17 protein-coding genes and 1 tRNA gene are annotated in these 17,551 nt (G+C 70.8%); 7 read left to right on the top strand and 11 right to left on the bottom strand.

Features of this window, described 5'->3' with window-relative positions; genetic code table 11:
• Window positions 1-32: 32 nt before the first annotated feature.
• Window positions 33-2,783: an Ig-like domain repeat protein gene (locus SOM19_RS11240; protein WP_320486603.1), complete on the top strand. Its 2,751-nt coding sequence runs from the start codon at window positions 33-35 to the stop codon at window positions 2,781-2,783.
• A 309-nt stretch (window positions 2,784-3,092) separates the two neighbouring features.
• Here the strand turns inward: SOM19_RS11240 and SOM19_RS11245 are convergent, their stop codons facing one another.
• Window positions 3,093-3,812: an alpha/beta fold hydrolase gene (locus SOM19_RS11245; RefSeq protein WP_320486604.1), complete on the bottom strand. Its 720-nt coding sequence runs from the start codon at window positions 3,810-3,812 to the stop codon at window positions 3,093-3,095.
• Window positions 3,813-3,975: 163 nt separating this feature from the next.
• A complete protein-coding gene (locus tag SOM19_RS11250) occupies window positions 3,976-4,389 on the bottom strand; it encodes a DUF2809 domain-containing protein (RefSeq protein ID WP_320486605.1) in 414 nt (137 codons plus the stop codon).
• Between the two features lie 147 nt (window positions 4,390-4,536).
• Between SOM19_RS11250 and SOM19_RS11255 the strand changes: the two genes are divergently transcribed.
• Window positions 4,537-5,088 carry a hypothetical protein gene (locus SOM19_RS11255; protein WP_320486606.1) on the top strand — a complete coding sequence of 184 codons (552 nt, stop codon included), beginning with the start codon at window positions 4,537-4,539 and terminating at the stop codon, window positions 5,086-5,088.
• A 115-nt stretch (window positions 5,089-5,203) separates the two neighbouring features.
• On the opposite strand, the gene SOM19_RS11260 is transcribed toward SOM19_RS11255, so the two are convergent.
• A tRNA-Pro gene (locus SOM19_RS11260) sits at window positions 5,204-5,280 on the bottom strand.
• Window positions 5,281-5,500: 220 nt separating this feature from the next.
• Here SOM19_RS11260 and SOM19_RS11265 point away from each other — a divergent pair.
• The 4 genes from SOM19_RS11265 (at window position 5,501) to SOM19_RS11280 (ending at window position 9,457) form a co-directional block, all read left to right on the top strand.
• The gene (locus SOM19_RS11265) at window positions 5,501-7,570 is read left to right on the top strand and encodes an Rv1352/Rv1906c domain-containing protein (RefSeq protein ID WP_320486607.1); all 2,070 of its coding nucleotides are present in this window, start codon (window positions 5,501-5,503) and stop codon (window positions 7,568-7,570) included.
• A gap of 83 nt (window positions 7,571-7,653) precedes the next feature.
• Window positions 7,654-8,241 carry a GNAT family N-acetyltransferase gene (locus tag SOM19_RS11270; protein WP_320486608.1) on the top strand — a complete coding sequence of 196 codons (588 nt, stop codon included), beginning with the start codon at window positions 7,654-7,656 and terminating at the stop codon, window positions 8,239-8,241.
• Window positions 8,242-8,348: 107 nt separating this feature from the next.
• Window positions 8,349-9,038, top strand: coding sequence for a lysoplasmalogenase (locus SOM19_RS11275; protein WP_320486609.1), 690 nt, complete (start codon window positions 8,349-8,351; stop codon window positions 9,036-9,038).
• Window positions 9,035-9,457 (top strand): RNA-binding S4 domain-containing protein, encoded by a 423-nt coding sequence (locus SOM19_RS11280; protein WP_320486610.1) that lies wholly within the window; start codon window positions 9,035-9,037, stop codon window positions 9,455-9,457. The genes SOM19_RS11275 and SOM19_RS11280 overlap by 4 nt, the downstream gene beginning before the upstream one ends.
• Before the next feature lie 32 nt (window positions 9,458-9,489).
• On the opposite strand, the gene SOM19_RS11285 is transcribed toward SOM19_RS11280, so the two are convergent.
• Complete coding sequence (locus SOM19_RS11285) at window positions 9,490-10,392, bottom strand: NUDIX domain-containing protein (protein ID WP_320486611.1); 903 nt, start codon at window positions 10,390-10,392, stop codon at window positions 9,490-9,492.
• 94 nt (window positions 10,393-10,486) lie between these two features.
• Here SOM19_RS11285 and SOM19_RS11290 point away from each other — a divergent pair, with 94 nt between their 5' ends.
• Window positions 10,487-11,026 carry a hypothetical protein gene (locus SOM19_RS11290; protein ID WP_320486612.1) on the top strand — a complete coding sequence of 180 codons (540 nt, stop codon included), beginning with the start codon at window positions 10,487-10,489 and terminating at the stop codon, window positions 11,024-11,026.
• A 3-nt stretch (window positions 11,027-11,029) separates the two neighbouring features.
• On the opposite strand, the gene der is transcribed toward SOM19_RS11290, so the two are convergent.
• Genes der through SOM19_RS11325 form a run of 7 tightly spaced genes read right to left on the bottom strand, consistent with a single transcriptional unit; the run spans window position 11,030 to window position 17,460 of the window.
• Window positions 11,030-12,565, bottom strand: a complete 1,536-nt coding sequence (gene der, locus SOM19_RS11295; RefSeq protein WP_320486613.1) for a ribosome biogenesis GTPase Der — start codon at window positions 12,563-12,565, stop codon at window positions 11,030-11,032.
• Window positions 12,555-13,292, bottom strand: coding sequence for a (d)CMP kinase (gene cmk / locus SOM19_RS11300; RefSeq protein WP_320486614.1), 738 nt, complete (start codon window positions 13,290-13,292; stop codon window positions 12,555-12,557). The genes der and cmk overlap by 11 nt, the downstream gene beginning before the upstream one ends.
• Entirely contained in the window at window positions 13,285-14,409 is a 1,125-nt protein-coding gene (locus SOM19_RS11305) for a prephenate dehydrogenase (RefSeq protein ID WP_320486615.1), read from the bottom strand. The genes cmk and SOM19_RS11305 overlap by 8 nt, the downstream gene beginning before the upstream one ends.
• Window positions 14,406-15,224, bottom strand: coding sequence for a pseudouridine synthase (locus SOM19_RS11310; RefSeq protein ID WP_320486616.1), 819 nt, complete (start codon window positions 15,222-15,224; stop codon window positions 14,406-14,408). Before SOM19_RS11310 ends, SOM19_RS11305 begins: the two co-directional genes overlap by 4 nt.
• The gene (gene scpB / locus SOM19_RS11315; RefSeq protein ID WP_320486617.1) at window positions 15,221-15,829 is read right to left on the bottom strand and encodes an SMC-Scp complex subunit ScpB; all 609 of its coding nucleotides are present in this window, start codon (window positions 15,827-15,829) and stop codon (window positions 15,221-15,223) included. The genes SOM19_RS11310 and scpB overlap by 4 nt, the downstream gene beginning before the upstream one ends.
• Entirely contained in the window at window positions 15,819-16,643 is an 825-nt protein-coding gene (locus SOM19_RS11320) for a segregation and condensation protein A (RefSeq protein WP_320486618.1), read from the bottom strand. Before SOM19_RS11320 ends, scpB begins: the two co-directional genes overlap by 11 nt.
• Window positions 16,627-17,460 (bottom strand): ParA family protein, encoded by an 834-nt coding sequence (locus tag SOM19_RS11325; protein WP_320486619.1) that lies wholly within the window; start codon window positions 17,458-17,460, stop codon window positions 16,627-16,629. Before SOM19_RS11325 ends, SOM19_RS11320 begins: the two co-directional genes overlap by 17 nt.
• Window positions 17,461-17,551 lie beyond the last annotated feature (91 nt).

Raw genomic sequence — 17,551 nt, forward strand, 5'->3', positions numbered from 1 at the left:
GCGACGCGGATCGCTACGAGGGAGTGGCAGACATGGTTCGATCCGACGCCTCACACGTCCCCCTCGAGCGTTCACGGCCCGGTCGGCGCGGGATCGCCGCATCTGCCGCCGTCGCCCTCGTGGTCTTCGCGAGCGCGGCAGGATTGCCTGCGCACGCAGACGGTCCGACCACGTTCACCAACGCCACCTCGGTCGCGATTCCGGCAACGGGGTCGGCGAACCAGCTCGGACCCGCCGGCCCCTACCCCTCCACGCTCACGGTGTCGGGCATGACGGGCCTGGTCACCGCAGTGCAGGTCGTGTTCCACGGCCTCACCCACTCGGCGCTCAACGACGTCGATGCCATGGTGGTCGCTCCCTCAGGCGCGAACCTCGTGGTGCTGTCCGATATCGGCGACCCGCAGACGAGTCTCGCCTTCACCTCCAATGCCACACTCACCTTCGCCGATGCAGCGGCGGGCTCCGTGCCGATCGGGAACGTCCCCACCGGCACGTACCGCCCGACGAACAACGGTGCACCAGACGCCTTCGCCGCCCCCGCCCCCGCTCCCTCCGCGCAGACGACATTGGCGGGTGCGTTCACCGGCATCGACCCGAACGGCGCATGGCAGCTCTTCATCGTCGACGACACGTCGGGAGACATCGGGTCGATGGCGGGGGGCTGGAGCCTCGTGATCACCACCGAGGCCGCGGCGGTCGCGACGACCACGGTGGTGACCACCTCGGGGTCGCCATCGGCTTCCGGGGCCCCGGTCACCTTTACGGCAGCCGTCACCGCCGGCGGCAATCCGGTGACGACCGGCACCGTCGCCTTCACGGCCGACGGCTCGCCGCTGGGCACCGTGGCCGTCCAGCCCTCCGGCACAGCACAGCTGACGACGTCCGGCCTGGCCGAGGGAACTCACGGGATCGTCGGCACCTATTCCGGAAGCACGGGCTTCCTGACGAGCAACGGCTCAGTGTCGCAGCGGGTGGACACCGCGACCGTCGTCACCGGCAGCACCTACTGCAATCCGGGCGGCCTGACGGTTCCGACCAACGGACCTGCCGTGCCCTATCCGTCGAACATCACCGTGTCGGGCCTGGACGCGCCGATCAGCACGGTCACTGCCACGCTCGACGGGGTATCGCACGCGGTGCCGGTCGATCTGGACGTCATGCTGTCGGGCCCGGTGCCGACCAGCAACGTCATGCTGATGAGCGACGTCGGCGGCACCGCCCCCGTGACCGACGCGACGATCGTGTTCGACGACGCCGCGGCCGGTTCGGTGCCGAAGCCGCTCGCCGCCGGCACATTCCGCCCGACGGACGATGACTCCGATGCAGCGGATGCCGCCTTCCCGGCGCCCGCTCCCGTTGCCGGGTCGGCGACGACACTGGCCGCCTTCGCCGGCCAGAACGGCAACGGCGTGTGGAGCCTCTGGGTAGTGGACGACGCGACGGGCGACGCAGGATCGATCAGCGGCGGGTGGTGCCTCACGTTCGAGACGTTCAGCTCCACCGACATCGCGCTGCAGTCCAGCGCGAACCCCTCGATGGTCGGCCAGTCGGTGACGTTCACCGCGAACGTCACTGCCGACGGGTCGCCGGTCACCATCGGATCGGTCCTGTTCTTCGACGGCGCCACGCCGCTCGGCGCGAGCGTCGCCGTCGACGCGTCCGGCATCGCGACCCTCACCACCGACGCCCTCACCGCGGGCGCCCACGACATCAGCGCGAACTACGGCGGCTCGCCGGCTCACGGCATCAGCTACGGATTGCTCGACCAGGTGGTCGACCTGAACGCCACCTCGACCGCGCTCGCATCGAACGCCAACCCCTCCATCACCGGCGGAGCGGTCACTCTCACCGCCACCGTCAGCGCCGCGGGCTCACCCGTGACGAGCGGTTCGGTCTCCTTCTCCGACGACGGCGGCACCCTCGCTTCGAACGTCCCCGTCGACGGGTCGGGGGTCGCGACCTTCACGACGAGCGCACTCACCGTCGGCACGCATCCGATCAGCGCGACCTACTCGGGCACCGCTGCCTACGCCGCCAGCTCCGCCGACCTGAGTCAGGTCGTCGACGCACAGATCGTCGCGGACGCCGGCGGGCCGTACTCGGTTGCCGAGGGGGCAGGGCTGACACTGGACGGATCAGGCTCGACCGCGGGCGCCGCATATGCCTGGGACCTCGACGCGGACGGTGATTTCGCCGACGCGAGCGGCGCGATGCCTTCGTTGACGTGGGCGCAGCTCGACGCGCTCGGCCTGGACGACGGCCCCTCTTCGCACGCGGTGACGCTGAAGGTGACGCTCGGCGACCAGGAGGTCATCGACACCGTTGCCCTCGACATCACCAACACGGCGCCCAGCACCGTGATAGCCGGGTCGCTCACTGGCACGGCCGGAGTCCCGTTCACCGTGAAGGTGGGCGCCGAGGATCCCTCCGCCGCCGACATGGCGGCGCTGTTCGACTACACCGTCGACTGGGGCGACGGATCGCCGATCGAGACCGTCAGCGGCCCCGCGGACCCGCCGGTCACGCACGTCTACGTGGTCGCGGGCGTGTACTCGGCATCGATGACGTCGACCGACAAGGACGGCGGAACGGGCGATCCGCTCACCATCCAAGTAGTCGTCGATCCCGCGGACTCGACGCCGTCTCCGTCGCCGACTCCCACTCCGCTGCCCCCGACGGGGGCGGACTCCACCGGCGCGGCGCTCCTAGCGGGAGTGCTGATCCTCGGCGGGGCGCTCTTGGTCGGAGCTGCGAGCAGGCGGCGGCGCACGCACCGCAGCTAGCGGCGGCCCGCCGCGTCGCGAACTGCGTGTGCGAGGCTGCGTCGCCGCGCCGTTCAACCTGGGCGCTCGCACGGGCGCCGTCCCCGGGCGACGGCACGTCCTGCGGCGATGTCGACAGCGGCGACGGCGATGATCGTCGCGACGTAGACGACGAGATCCCGAGCGTCGAACCCCGTGCCGAGCAGACGATTGTCGCCCGGGCTCGGTCGAAGAGACGACAGAGCCCCGACGGATGCCGCGAGCCCACGGGTTCGCCGTCGGGCCGCCGATCTCGAGTCGGCTCAGGCACGGGATCGGCGACGGCTCCTGCTACTTGGTGAGGTGCTCCACCGCTTCGGCGATGAGAGCCACGACCGCGTCCGGCTGCGACACCATGATCGAGTGCGACGCGCCCGCGACCTCCGTGATCGTCCGGCCCCCGGCACGCTCCGCCATGAACCGGAGTCCCTCGACGGGGATGTTCTTGTCGGCGTCTCCGAAGATGAACCACGACGGCAGCGACTTCCACGCGGGGGTCTCGGCCGGCTGTGCCTCGCCGAGCGCGAAATCGCGGATCGGGCGCTGGGTGCGAGCCTGGATGGCGGCTTCGTCGGGCGCGACATCGGCAGCGAACTGGTTCGGGAACAGCTCCCGGTCGACGAAGAGATCGTTGGTCCCGTCACCGAGGGGGTAGGCGCGCACGGTCTCGCCGAGCGTGCTGCCGGGGAACTTGCCGGTGAGCTCGAGGGCGTTCTCGCCGTGGTCGGGTGCGAACGCGGCGACGTAGACCAGGCCGACGACGCCCGGGTTGTCGACGGCGGCCTCGGTGATGACCGCGCCGCCGTACGAGTGGCCGACGAGGAGGACAGGTCCGTCGATCGCCTCGACGGCCCGGCGGACGTTCTCGGCGTCGCTGCTCACGCTCCGCAGCGGGTTGGGCGTCGCGATCGCAGAGATGCCCTTCTCGGACAGGCGCGGGATGACACCCGACCAGCTCGCGGATTCGGCGAACGCTCCGTGTACGAGGACGACGGTGGGGGCAGCTGACATCTGTTGCTCCTTGATGTGGCGATGAGTGTTGACAGCGACGCCGTCGGCGCTGGTGCCGATCCGGGGAAGGGGGCGGATGAAGTCTGCCGTATCCCGGTGCACCGCGAGTGCGCATGACAGCGTGCGTCGCTCGGGTGGCGGTGGGCTTGGATTACTCGACCCATCAGGCGCGGTTTCGGCGCGTGCTGCGGGCGGACAGGACGGCGTCGATGGCGACCAGGACCGCGACCGTCACGAGGTAGACGATCAGGTCGCGCGCATCGAACACCGTGCCGAGCACGAGCATCGCGGGCGGGAAGACGGCACCGGCCTGGAGCGGGATGCCGGTGAGCTGGAAGAGCTCGACGGCGACGCACCACGCCGCGGCGAGGCATCCGCTCATCACCGGCCGGAGGTGCGGGGCCACGATCACCACCGCGAGGTAGGCCGCCGCGGCATAGAGCGCATCGCCGGCGATGTCGGTGGCGGCGGTGTCGGGCAGCAGCGCGTGCACCGCGAGGCCCGCACCGATCACCGCCAGCAGCAGGAGCGCAGCGACGAGGCGGCGGCGCGGGCGCGGCGAGGCGGGGGCATCCATCAGACGATTGTCGCCCGCCGGGTGCTCGACGACGGACGGCCCCCACGTTCAGCGGCTCGAAGGGCGGTGATGAGCCGAAACGACGAGACTGCGACGGCGTGCATTGGCCGCTTGGCATCCAGCACCTGTGGATGCGAGCATCTGCATGTGACCCGTGCCGCCAAGATCGCGCTCGCGGCATCCGCCCTCGTCATCGCGTTCTCGCTCGCCGGGTGTGCCGCGCCTGCAGATGAGAGCGAAGCGCCTGCCGAGGTGACTGCGGCCTCCCGGACCGCCACGCCGGCAACGCCGAGCACACCGGAGTCACCGTCACCCACGCCGACGCACCCGCTGGACCCGCGCGACACCGACTATCAGGCGACAGTCGCCGCGTGGGGCGACCCGATTCCTCCGGGGTTAGCATGGCCCGCGGCGATCACGGACCTGCTTGCCGGTCGCTGGCACGGAAACGGTGACTGGTCCGGCTACATGACAGCGGAGGGCGTCTACCACTGCATGCTCGTCTATGCGGCGTGGGATGCCTACTTCGTCGACAACGACCCGATCGCGTCTAAGGAGCTCGCCGCGCACGCTGACGCGACCATGCCGGACATGCCGTATCCCAACACGCTCACGCGCGACGACGGGACCATCGAGGACCAGGCTCTCGCAAGCGAGAGCGGCATCTGCAACGGCTTCGTCGGCGACCTGCGCTCGTAAGGCCTCCACTTCAGGTGGGCACCCATGTGAGCACAAACGCGAAAACGCCCCCGAGAGGCGATGAGCCTCTCAGGGGCGTTTCCTTGATTCTCCGGGCCTTTTCCGACCCCCGGATTGGTCGGGATGACAGGATTTGAACCTGCGACCCCTTGACCCCCAGTCAAGTGCGCTACCAAGCTGCGCCACATCCCGATGCCCCCGCCGAAGCGCGGACAACTCCCCCATCCTACCCGCTCGCCCGAGCCGCCGCGAACCGGAGCGAGCCCGCGTGTGTCGCGACGAGACGCACCGCCAGGGCAGGAACGCGTTATCCACAGGCATGCGCGGGGGCTCCCGCAGAAATCTAGGATGTGCGATGAACCTCGAATCTGGGTGGGGTTCTCCGCGTACCGCGAACTGGGGGAATCTCTCTGTGATCACATCTGCTGTGAAGGGCGCCAACGGCCCTTCGTCCGGCGTTCGGCCACGTGCCGGCCGGCTCCTGACCGCCATCGCCGCGAGTATCGCGCTCGTGCTGGCGCCGGTGACCGCGACCTCCGCGGTCGCAGCCGAGCCCACCGCGGTCGTCGCACCTGTCGACGCCTCGATCACGGGCAGCCTCGTCGCCGGCGCGACCGTCACGGTCCAGACCGGTGCGTGGACGCCTGCCGACGCGACCCTCGGCTACGTATGGTGGCAGAGCGAGGCTCCGTACGCCGCTCCGGTCGAAGGGGTCGATCAGAATGTCGGCGCCGCGGTCATCCCAGGCGCACAGACGTCACAGCTCACGCTCGACGGCACCCTGGTCGGACGCTACGTGTGGGCCGTCGTCACCGGCACCTCGGGCGCACTCACCCCCGCCTCGGTCGTCGCAGCGAGCAGCACCGCCGTCACCGCACCCGAAATGGCGAATGTGCCTGACGTGTCCATTCAGGGCACCCTGACCGTGGGGCTGCCGCTCACGGCCGTCCTCTCGGCCGCGGCACCCGAGTCCGCTGCCGTCTCCTACCAGTGGCTGCGCGGCGGGGTCCCGATCGACGGCGCCACGCTCGAGGTCTACTCGACGGGTGTTGCCGACGCGGATGCCTCGCTCTCCGTCACCGCGACCTTCACGCGCGACGGCTATGCGACCGCCACCCGCACCAGCCCGGCGGTCACCGTCGGCAAGGCCACGCTCGACCCGATCCCGGCTGCCGCGATGAGCGGCGCCGTGCGTGTCGAGAGCCCCGTGACCGCGGTGCCCGGCACCTGGCCCGCCGGCACGACGTTCACCTACAGCTGGCGCATCGTCGACGCGAACGGCGTCGAGACGATCTCCAAGACGACGACCGCGACCTACGCCCCGACGGCGTCGACGCTTCGCAAGTCCCTCAGTGTCGTCATCACCGGTACCGTGCCCGGCCACAACCCGGCCAGCGCGCGCAGCGCCGCGGTCACGATCGCCCCCGGACTCTTCACGTCCGCGCCCACACCGAAGATCTCCGGCGCGGCGTACGTCGGCGCGACCCTCAAGGTCACCGCGGGAACGTGGAGCCCTGCCGCGACCCTGACCTACCGCTGGAAGCGCAACGGCGCCTCCATCTCCGGCGCGACCGCCACCACGTACAAGCTCACGTCAGCGGACTACGGCACCAAGATCACCGTCACGGTGACGGCGAAGCGCACGGGCTTCTCGACGACAGCCCGCACCAGCGTGTCGACGGCCACGGTCACGAAGCCGTTCACCACGGCCACCGCCCCGAAGATCAGCGGCACCGTGCGGGCGGGTAACACCCTCACCGCCGTGGTCGGCACCTGGTCGCCGACCCCGAGCTACAGCTACCAGTGGAAGCGCGACGGCATCGCGGTCTCCGGTGCCACGGGCAGCACCTACGCTCTCAAGTCGTGGGACGTGGGCTCGAAGATGACGGTCACCGTCACCTACAAGCGCTCGGGCTACTACACGCGGGTGCTGACCACGGCAGCCACCGCTGCGGTCGCCGTCGCCAACACGATGAGCCGTGAGGGTCTGTTCGAGGTCGGCGTCCAGATCGCTCCGGGCACGTACTACTCGACGGACACGGGCGCGGCGGGCAACGACTGCTACTACGAGCGCCGCAGCAACGGGGACCTGAACGACAACAGCGCCGCGCTCGGATGGTGGTTCTGGTGGGACCAGCCGTTCGGCGGGCAGAAGGTCGTCACCATCACTTCTGCCGACGAGTACTTCTACACGGAGGGCTGTGGCGGCTGGAAGCCGGTCGTGACCTCGATCCGCACCTCGGTGGCAGATGGCACATGGGTCGTCGGCAAGCAGATCCAGACGGGTGTGTGGCAGCAGACCGGGACAATCTCGAGCGGCGGCTGCGTCGTCGAGGCGCTGGGTTCCTTCACGGGCGTGTTCGACAACGACTACCTCGGCGGCTGGATCGACATCGGCTATGGAGACCAGATCTACATCGACGCCAGTGTCAGGGGCTTCATGTCAGACGGCTGCGGGACCTGGGTGCGCGTCAGCGCCTGACCCGGCCTCCAAGACGGCGCCACGATCTCCATCGTGGCGCCGTCGCCGTTCCGCATGTCGGCTCCCGGGCGTAGCGTCGGCGCATGGCAAAGATCACCGTCGAGCCCGCCACGCCCGATCGCTTCGCCGACGCCGAGCACGCGCTGACCGGCGGCGGAGACGGGCGCAGCTGCCAATGTCAGTGGTGGACGATCACGAACGCGGAGTTCAATTCCACATCGCAGAGCGAGCGCGAGCAGCTGCTGCGCGACGAGGTCGATGCCGGACCGCCACCCGCGCTCATCGCGTACGTCGATGGAGAGCCGGCGGGCTGGGTGCGCGTCGGCCCCCGCACCCGCCAGGTGCGGCTCGGCCGCACGCGCAACATCACCGCGGGCTCGACCGAGCCGTGGGAGGACGACACGGTGTGGGCGGTCAGCTGCTTCGTCGTGCGAAAGGAGCACCGGGGTCAGGGGCTCAACGACGTCCTGCTCGAAGCCGCGGTGGACTTCGCCCGCAAGGGCGGTGCCCGCGTGGTCGAGGCGTACCCGTACGACCCCCACGTCGGTCCGAAGAAGTCGTCGAACGATCTCTTCCACGGTGTCGTCTCCACGTTCCGCAACGCGGGCTTTCGCGAGGTCGCGAGACCGCGTCCCGACCTTGCGGTCGTCTCGCTCGACCTCAAGCGCTGACGCGGGCGGGCGGCATCCGCTCGCCGTGCGGCGGCATCCGCTCGCCGTGCGGCGACATCCGCTCGCCGTGCGACGATGGGTCTCTGCCACGCTCATCGAGGAGGATCATGCCGCGGCTCTGGATCGGCTTCGCGCCCTACATCGTGGTCTCGGCGGTGCACGTCGTCGCCCTGGCGACCGGCGCGGAGGCGCTCGCCTCACCCACGAAGCTCGCGCTCATGCCCCTGCTGGCCCTCGCGGTGGTGTGGGGTGTCCGCGGCTCCCGCTGGACCGGCACGCACACCCTCCTCGTCGCCGCGATCGGCCTCTCCTGGCTGGGTGACGGCGCCGGCACGTTCTTCCCCTGGGCCGACACCGTGCCGATGATGCTCCTGTGGTTCGGCCTCGCGCACCTCTGCTACATCTGGCTGTTCTGGCGCACGCTCGCCGTGCGACGCCTTCCGCTCTGGTCCGCGGTCTACGCGGTGTGGTGGGTCGTCCTGCTCGCGGTGCTCTGGCCGAACCTCGGCGGCCTGCTCGTGCCCGTCGCGATCTACGGCCTCGTCCTGGGCGCCACCGCGGCAGGAGCCGCCCGCTGCCACCCCGTGATCGCGTGGGGCGGTGTGTTCTTCCTCGCCTCCGACACGGTGCTCGCCTTCCGCCTGTTCGTCCCCGACGCCATGCCCGACTGGACGAGCCCGCTCGTCATGCTCACGTACTGCCTGGGCCAGGGCCTCATCGCCGCCGGCGTGCTGGTCGCGGAGCGTCGCCGCCAGACCGACCGCGCCGAGGTCGAGACCCCGGAGGTGGCGGTATGACCGACGACCTCGACCAGCCGCCGGTCCACGCCCCCGGCCAAGGACCCTCCGCCCGGGTCGACTCGTGGCTGTGGGCCGTGCGCGTCTACAAGACCCGCTCCGCGGCGACCACCGCCTGCCGCGCGGGACACGTGCGCGTGAACGGCGAGAAGGCCAAGGCCGCCCAACCGGTGCGGCCCGGTGATGAGCTGCGCGTGCGCATCAGCGGGTTCGACCGCATCCTCGTCGTCAAGCAGGCCATCACCAAGCGCGTCGGGGCGCCCCTCGCCGCCGCGGCCGTCGACGACCGCACGCCGCCTCCCCCACCGCGCGAACTCACCGCGTTCGTGCCCGTGCGCGACCGCGGCGCCGGACGACCGACCAAGCGCGAGCGCCGCGACATCGATCGTCTCCGGGGTCGCGACGACCTCGACGACTGATCCCGCCGCACGGCGGCCTCCAACTCGCCGACTCAGGCGTCGAAGAGGTCGTACAGCCAGCGGGTGCCGCGAGCCACGGCTCCGGCATCCGTCACCCGCTCGCGCAGCGCGCGATCACTCGTGACGACGGTCACCGTCCGGCCGGCGGCGACGAGTCGCTGCGCCTGCTCGACGATCGCATCGTCTCCGGATGCCTCGGCCCGCACCGCCTCGACACCGGGGGCGTCGCCGGCCGCGCGCGCCTGACCCTCGAGCACCACGACCCACTCGGGGAACCACGTGTGCTCGGGAAGATCGAGCGTGCCGGCCGGCACCCCGGCCTCGCCGAGCGCCGCGATGCGGGCCAGCAGGCCGGCTGCGGCACCAGGGCGGTCGCGCCACCAGCCGTCGGGCACCGAGCCCACGACGTTCGCGGCGTCGACCACGACCGCGGGTCGCACCCCCAGCAGCGCGCGCAGGTTCTCCCAGGCCTCCGAGAAGCCGGGATGGAGCGGATGCCTCGTCACCTCGTCGACCGGCACCCAGGCGAGCTCGCGGCTCTCCGGGTCGCTGATGGTCGGCTCGAACGGCACGACGACGTCGCCGATCAGGGTCGTGTAGGTCCAGTAGCCGAGATCGAGCACGGAGAGCAGGCGCGGGCGGATCGCGGCATCCGGGACACCCGCCTCTTCGGCGGCCTCACGCAGCGCGCCGTCGCTCGCCGACTCGCCCTCGTGCCGCGCTCCGCCCGGAAGCGCCCAGGTGTCGCCGAAGTGGCTCCACGACACGCGATGCTGCAGGAGCACGCCGTGGTCGGGATCGAGCGCGAGAAGGCCGGCGGCGCCGAATCGGCCCCAGTACCGCTCCCCCGTGGGTGCGACGACCCACGCGTCCCCGGGGTCGCGAGGACCGAGCGGACGCCGCGGCTCTCCGGGCGCGGGGGGCTCGATGGTCACCCTCCCAGCCTGTCACACCGACCCGGCGACGGTCCCGCGCAATGACCCCGCGTGACCTAGGGTCGACGGAGACAGAGCGCTGGGAGGCGGAATCGTGCGGTTGGCAGGAGTCATCGTGAATCCGGCGCGCGAACGCGAGGCCGAACGCGAGCATCAGCGCTATCAGGCACGCGGCCGCACCGCGGTGATCACCGGCCTCGTCGTCTTCGCGGTCGCGGCGGCGCTGCTTGTCGCGGTGGTCGTTCCCGGGGCGATCGCCACGCTCGACGGGGCTCCGCCCACGGCGTTCCAGCTCAACGTCGCAGCCCTGGGCGGCGCGGCGATCGTCGGGCTCCTCACCTGGTGGCTGGTGGCACAGGGCGGTGAGCGACGCTGGCGGCGACTGAACGCCGACCGGGACCTCGTGCGTCCGACCTACGTGTTCCTCGACGAGCACGGACCGCTGCCGGAACTCTCGGACGCCGACCTCTGGACCGAGCTGGTCGAGAACGACCGCATCGCCGGCCTGCGCACCGCGCAGCGCGACCTGCTCGCGGCACCGAACCGCACGCCCGAGCAGCAGCGGCGCGCCGACGACCTCGACGCGGAGATCCTCGCGGCGCAGACGGCGCAGCACGCGCGCCTGCGCCGCTGAGAGTCAGCGCTGCCGGCGCTCGCGCACCCGCATGTTGATGACGATCGGCGAGCCCTCGAAGCCGTAGATCTCGCGCAGGCGTCGCTGGATGAACCGGCGGTAGCCCGGGTCGAGGAAGCCCGTGGTGAAGAGCACGAAGGTCGGCGGGCGCGTCGACGCCTGCGTGCCGAACAGGATGCGCGGCTGCTTTCCACCGCGGACCGGGTGCGGGTGCTCGTTGACGAGCTCCGACAGGAACGCGTTGAACTTGCCGGTCGGGATGCGCTGATCCCACGACTCGAGCGCCGTCTCGAGCGCGGGCACCAGCTTGTCGAGGTGACGGCCGGTGCGCGCCGAGATGTTGACGCGCGGCGCCCACGCGACGTGCGCGAGGTCCTGCTCGATCTCCCGCTCGAGGTAGCGGCGGCGCTCGATGTCCTCGAACGCGGGCGTGTTCATCAGATCCCACTTGTTGTACGCGAGCACGAGCGCGCGGCCCGACTCGAGCACGAGGTCGATGATGCGCACGTCCTGCTCGCTGATCGTCTCGCTGACGTCGAGGACGACGACGGCGACCTCGGCCTTCTCGAGCGCGGCGGAGGTGCGCAGCGACGCGTAGAAGTCCGCGCCCTGCTGGAGGTGCACGCGGCGACGGATGCCGGCGGTGTCGACGAAGCGCCACAGCTTGCCGCCGAGTTCGACGATCTCGTCCACCGGGTCGCGGGTGGTGCCGGCGAGTTCGTTGACGACGACGCGCTCCTCGCCCGCGGCCTTGTTCAGCAGCGAGGACTTGCCGACGTTGGGGCGACCGAGGATCGCGACGCGGCGCGGACCGCCGATCTCGTGCTTGGCGACGGCCGAGATCTCGGGCAGCACCTTCATGATCTCGTCGAGAAGGTCGGCCACGCCTCGACCGTGGATCGCCGAGACCGGGTACGGCGTGCCGAGTCCCAGGCTCCACAGCGCGGCGGCCTCGGGCTCCTGGCGGGCGTCGTCGATCTTGTTGGCGACGAGGAACACCGGCTTGCCGCTCTTGCGGAGGAGACGGACGACATGCTCGTCGGTGGAGGTGGCGCCGACCATGGCGTCGACGACGAAGATCACGACGTCGCAGAGGTCGATCGCGACCTCGGCCTGCGCCGCGACCGCCTGGTCGATCCCCTTGGCGTCGGGCTCCCACCCGCCGGTGTCGACGAGCGAGAAGCGGCGGTCCATCCACTCGGCCTTGTAGGTCACGCGGTCTCGGGTGACACCGGGGGTGTCTTCCACGACGGCCTCGCGGCGGCCCAGGATGCGGTTGACGAGGGCGGACTTGCCCACGTTGGGACGGCCGACGATCGCGACCACCGGCAGCGCCGGGAGGTACTCGATCCCATCCTCGCCCCGGACGAGACCCTCGAGAAGCTCGGCATCCTCCTCGTCGAGCTCGTAGTCCTCGAGCCCCGCCCGCAGGGAGGCGGCCCGCTGTTCGGCGAGCTCCTCGTCGAGGTCGGCGAGGTTGGCGGCGAGGTTGTCTTCGCCACCGTCGTATTCTTCGGCGTCACGGCTGTCAGCTGCCATCGTGCGCTCCCGTCTGTGAAGGCACGTTCGTGCGGATGACGCCGATGACGGCGTCCACTGTCTGTTCGAAATCGAGGTGGGTCGAGTCGACGACCTCGACGCCGGGGGCGGCGGTGAGGAAGTCGACCACGGTGGAGTCGGAGGCGTCGCGGCGGTGGAGCGCGGCGGCGACGGAGGCGGCATCGTGCGTCGCCAGCTCGGCGCTGCGACGCGCGGCCCGCACCTCCGGAGCTGCCGTGAGGAGGATCCGCACGGGTGCGTCGGGGGCGACGACGGTGGTGATGTCACGGCCTTCGACGACGACCCCCGGACGACCGGATGCCGCCACCAGCGCGCGGAAGAGGATGTTTACCGACTGCCGCACGGCGGGGACGCGCGCGACGCCGCTCACGGCCTCGGTCACCTCCGGCTCGCGGATCGCCTGCGTGACGTCGGTGGCGCCGACGCGCACCCAGTACGCGTCGGGGTCGAGCGAGATAGCGTAGTCGAAGTCGCCCATCACGTCGAGGACGGAGGTCGAGTCCGACGTGTCGATGCCGCGGTCCAGCGCGTACCAGGCGAGCGCCCGGTACGCGGCGCCGGTGTCGAGGAAGCCGTAGCCCAGCCGCCGGGCGACCTGCTTCGAGACGCTCGACTTGCCGCTGCCGGCGGGCCCGTCGATCGCGACGACGACGGTCTCGGCCTCGGTCGTGGCGGCGGTTCCCGCGCCCGTCGAGGGGTCAGTCATTGGTGGTGCTCGCAATCTTCCAGCCGCGGGACTCGAGGCCCTCCACGGCACGTCGTACGGCGCCGGGCACGACGCTGATCTCGGCCAGGCCGAACTGGGCGCCGGGTGAGTGCTCGAGGCGCAGGTCCTCGACGTTCACCTCCAGCTCGCCGAGCTCGCCGAACAGTCGGCCGAGCTGACCGGGGGTGTCGTCGACCATGACGACGACCTGCTCGAAGCGGCGGTTCTGGCCGTGCTTGCCGGGCAGGCGCTCCACGCCGTCGTTGCCGCGGCGGATCGTGTCGGCGACGGCGCGACGGGCACCGGGCGCGTCGGGGCTGCGCAGCGCATCGGCGACCGACGACAGGTCGGCGGCGAGCGCGTCGAGCACGTCGACGACCGGTGTGGCGTTGGCGCCGAGGATCTGCACCCAGAGTTCGGGGGCGGATGCCGCGATCCGCGTCGTGTCGCGCACGCCCTGACCGGCGAGGCTCAGCGAGCCGTCGGGGGCCTCGACGAAGCGTCCGGCCAGCAGGCTCGCGACCAGCTGCGGCACGTGCGACACCAGCGCGACGGCGCGGTCGTGGTCTTCGGGGCTCATCTCGAGGGGCATCGCACCGAGGTCGAGGGCGAGGGCCTCGACGAGCGCGAGATCGCTCGAGGGCGTCTCGCCGTCACGGCAGACGACCCACGGGCGGCCGATGAAGATGTCGGCGCGCGCGGCGATGGCTCCCCCGCGCTCGCGGCCGGCGAGGGGATGCGAGCCGATGTAGTGGGTGAGGTCGACGCCGCGGGCCTGCAGCGTGCGCAGCGGCTCGAGCTTGACGCTGGCGACATCGGTCACCACGGCACGGGGGTAGCGGGCCAGCTCGCGCTCGATGACATCCGCGGTCACGTCCGGCGGCACGGCGACGACGATCAGCGTCGGGTCGTCGTCCTCGCCCGCGCGACGGCCGGCCCCGTAGTCGACCGCCAGACGCAGCTGGGCGGGCGACGTGTCGTCGAGGGCCACGTCGATGCCGAGTGCGGTCAGCGCGTGGCCGATGCTCGACCCGAGGAGACCCGCGCCGACGACGCGCACCGTACCCTGCACACGCGGGGCTCGCGCGCGCGCAGAGGTCAGCGTGGAATCGGTCACTCGGTCTCCTGGTCGCTCCGCGGCTCGGAGCTGTCGTGGGGCTGGGGCTCATCGCCCGCCGCGCGACGCGCGAGAGTCAGCAGATCGCCCCGCTCCACTTTAGTCAACTCGCGCGTGCGCCCGGCTGGCAGTGTTCCCAGGTGGAGGGGTCCGAACTGCCGGCGGACGAGTTCGACGACCGGATGCCCCACCTCGGCCATCATGCGCCGCACGATGCGGTTGCGTCCCGAGTGCAGCGTCAGCTCGACGAGGGAGCCGCCGCCCTCGGCCGAGCTCGACAGCAGCCGGGCCTTGTCGGCGGCGATCGGGCCGTCCTCGAGCTCCACGCCGCGCGTCAGGGTCTGGATCGTCTGCGGCAGGACACGGCCCTCGACCTTGGCGATGTACACCTTGGTCACCCCGAAGGAGGGGTGGGCGAGCACGTGGGCGAGCTCGCCGTCGTTCGTGAGCACGAGCAGGCCGCTGGTCTCGGCATCCAGTCGCCCCACGTTGTAGAGGCGCTCCTCCCACTCCCCGGTGAACTGCCGGAGATCCGGGCGGCCCCGGTCGTCCTTCATCGAGCTCACCACGCCGGTGGGCTTGTTGAGCATGACGTAGCGCTTGGACTGGTCGAGCTGGATGGCGGTGCCGTCCACGTCGACGAGATCGTTCTCGGGGTCGATCCGCGAGCCCAGCTCGGTCACGATCTGCCCGTTCACGCGCACGCGTCCGGCGACGATGAGGTCTTCGGCGACGCGCCGAGATGCGACACCGGCGTTCGCGAGCACCTTCTGCAGCCGCACGCCCTCGGGCGGGGCCTCGTTCGTTCCGCTCATCGGCGGGCCTCCTCGTCGAATCCGTCCGCCCCGTCGTCGAGGAGCGGTGAGATGTGCGGCAGCTCGTCGAGCGAGTTGATGCCGAGATTCACCAGCAGCGCGTCGGTGGTGCCGTAGTTGATGGCGCCGGTCTCGGCATCCGTGAACAGCTCTGTGATGAGCCCGCGCGCCAATAGGGTACGCACGACCGAGTCGACGTTCACCGCGCGGATGGAGGCGACCTGGCCGCGGGTCACGGGCTGCTTGTAGGCGATGACCGCCAGTGTCTCGAGTGCCGCCTGCGAGAGGCGCGACGGCGCCTGCGCGTTGACGAACTCGCTCACCAGATCATCGTGCTCCTCGCGCACGTAGAGACGCCAGCCGCCTCCCACCTCGCGCAGCTCGAAGCCGCGCACGGGACCGCCGGTCTGGCCGTCGTAGTCGGCCACGAGACCTTCGATCGCCTGGCGGACGGCGGGCACGGGCGAGCCGACGGCCGTGGCCAGGCTCACGAGGCTCTGCGGCTCCTCGACGACGAGGAGGATCGCCTCGAGGCGCCGGGCGACATCGCCGGTCGCCGGCGGCGGGGACGCGGGCTCGGAGTTCTGCGCGGGTTCATCGGTCATAGTCGGCTCCCAGAGTGGCGAGGTTCTCGTCGGACCAGCGCTGTGCGCTCCAGCGCAGCGTCAGCTCGCCGAGCGGCTCGAGCTGTTCGAAAGAAAGGGCGGAGTGGCGGTACAGCTCGAGCACCGAGAGGAACCGGGCCACCACGACGCCGGGCTGGCCCACGCCTGCCACGAGCTCGCGGAAGCTCAGCGTGCCGGCATCCCGCAGCAGCGTCACCACGATCGCCGCCTGCTCGCGGATGCTGATGAGCGGCGCGTGCAGGTGGTCGAGGCCGACGTGCGGGATCTCCTTGGGCGTCATCGCCAGCAGCGCGAGGGCGGCGAAGTCGTCGGGGTTGAGCGTCCACACCAGCTCCGGCACGGCGTTGCGGTACTTCTCGTCGAGGCGCACCGAGCGGGTGTGGCGCTTGTCCTCGCGGCGCAGGCAGCGCTCGAACCACGCCGAGACCTCCTTGAAGGCCCGGTACTGCAGCAGTCGGGCGAAGAGCAGGTCGCGCGCCTCGAGAAGCGCGACGGACTCGGCGTCGACGAGCTCGCCCTGGGGCAGGAGGCCGGCGACCTTCATGTCGAGCAGGGTCACGGCCACGACGAGGAACTCCGACGCCTCGTCGAGCTCCTCGTCGGGCCCGAGCGAGCGCAGGTACGCGATGAACTCGTCGGTGACGCGCGACAGCGAGACCTCGGTGATGTCGAGCTCGTGCTTGGAGATCAGGGTGAGAAGCAGGTCGAACGGACCATCGAAGACGCTCAGCGAGACGCGGAAGCCTTCGCCGTGCAGGGTCTCGGGAGAGCCCTCCTCAGGCGACGGCGCCACGGGCGACCAGCTCCCGCGCCAGCCGCATGTAGGCCTGCGCGGCGGCGTGTTCGGGCGCGAACTCCGTGATCGGCATGCCCGAGACCGAGGCATCCGGGAACTTCACGGTGCGGCCGATCACCGTCTCGAGCACGTCGTCGCCGAACGCGTCGACGACCCGCTCGAGCACCTCGCGGGAGTGCAGCGTGCGCGCGTCGTACATCGTGGCGAGCAGCCCGTCGAGGGTGATCGTGGGGTTGAGGCGGTCGCGCACCTTGTCGATGGTCTCGATGAGCATCGCGACACCGCGGAGCGCGAAGAACTCGCACTCCAGCGGGATGATCACGCCGTGGCTCGCCGTGAGCGCGTTCACCGTGAGCAGCCCGAGGGAGGGCTGGCAGTCGATGAGCACGACGTCGTAGTCGGGGGTGAGCTTGCGGAGGGCCCGCGCCAGCGTCTGCTCGCGAGCCACCTCGTTGACCAGGTGCACCTCAGCGGCGGACAGGTCGATGTTGGCCGGGACCACATCGAGATTCTCGACGCGGGACTTCACGACGACCTCGTGAGGGTCGCGCTTTCCGTCGAGCAGCAGGTCGTAGATGGTCGGGATGTCGTGGGTCGAGATGCCGAGCCCGGCCGACAGCGCGCCCTGGGGGTCGAAGTCGACCGCGAGCACCTTCCGCCCGTAGCCGGCGAGCGCGGCGGCGAGGCTGATGGTCGTCGTGGTCTTGCCGACGCCGCCCTTCTGGTTGCACAGCGCGATGATGCGTGCCGGACCGTGGCCGTCGAGCTTGGGCGGGGTCGCGAAGCCGTGATACGGACGACCCGTGGGACCCATTGTGGTCCCGTCGTCGGGGGCCTTCGTCGCGCCCCTCTTAGTGCCCGCCACAGACTCTCCTGACTTTCCCATGTCGTGCACCGATTCTAGT

The organism is Microbacterium sp. CFBP9034 (genome assembly GCF_034045255.1).
Taxonomy (GTDB): Bacteria; Actinomycetota; Actinomycetes; order Actinomycetales; family Microbacteriaceae; genus Microbacterium.

Bases quoted from the DNA above. Each gene is read 5' to 3' on its own strand.
- SOM19_RS11270 (WP_320486608.1), top strand. From the start codon at position 7,654: ATGGCAAAGATCACCGTCGAGCCCGCCACGCCCGATCGCTTCGCCGAC.
- SOM19_RS11250 (WP_320486605.1), bottom strand. From the start codon at position 4,389: ATGGATGCCCCCGCCTCGCCGCGCCCGCGCCGCCGCCTCGTCGCTGCG.
- SOM19_RS11275 (WP_320486609.1), top strand. From the start codon at position 8,349: ATGCCGCGGCTCTGGATCGGCTTCGCGCCCTACATCGTGGTCTCGGCG.
- SOM19_RS11280 (WP_320486610.1), top strand. From the start codon at position 9,035: ATGACCGACGACCTCGACCAGCCGCCGGTCCACGCCCCCGGCCAAGGA.
- SOM19_RS11245 (WP_320486604.1), bottom strand. From the start codon at position 3,812: ATGTCAGCTGCCCCCACCGTCGTCCTCGTACACGGAGCGTTCGCCGAA.
- cmk (WP_320486614.1), bottom strand. From the start codon at position 13,292: ATGACTGACCCCTCGACGGGCGCGGGAACCGCCGCCACGACCGAGGCC.
- SOM19_RS11325 (WP_320486619.1), bottom strand. From the start codon at position 17,460: ATGGGTCCCACGGGTCGTCCGTATCACGGCTTCGCGACCCCGCCCAAG.
- der (WP_320486613.1), bottom strand. From the start codon at position 12,565: ATGGCAGCTGACAGCCGTGACGCCGAAGAATACGACGGTGGCGAAGAC.
- SOM19_RS11310 (WP_320486616.1), bottom strand. From the start codon at position 15,224: ATGAGCGGAACGAACGAGGCCCCGCCCGAGGGCGTGCGGCTGCAGAAG.
- SOM19_RS11240 (WP_320486603.1), top strand. From the start codon at position 33: ATGGTTCGATCCGACGCCTCACACGTCCCCCTCGAGCGTTCACGGCCC.
- scpB (WP_320486617.1), bottom strand. From the start codon at position 15,829: ATGACCGATGAACCCGCGCAGAACTCCGAGCCCGCGTCCCCGCCGCCG.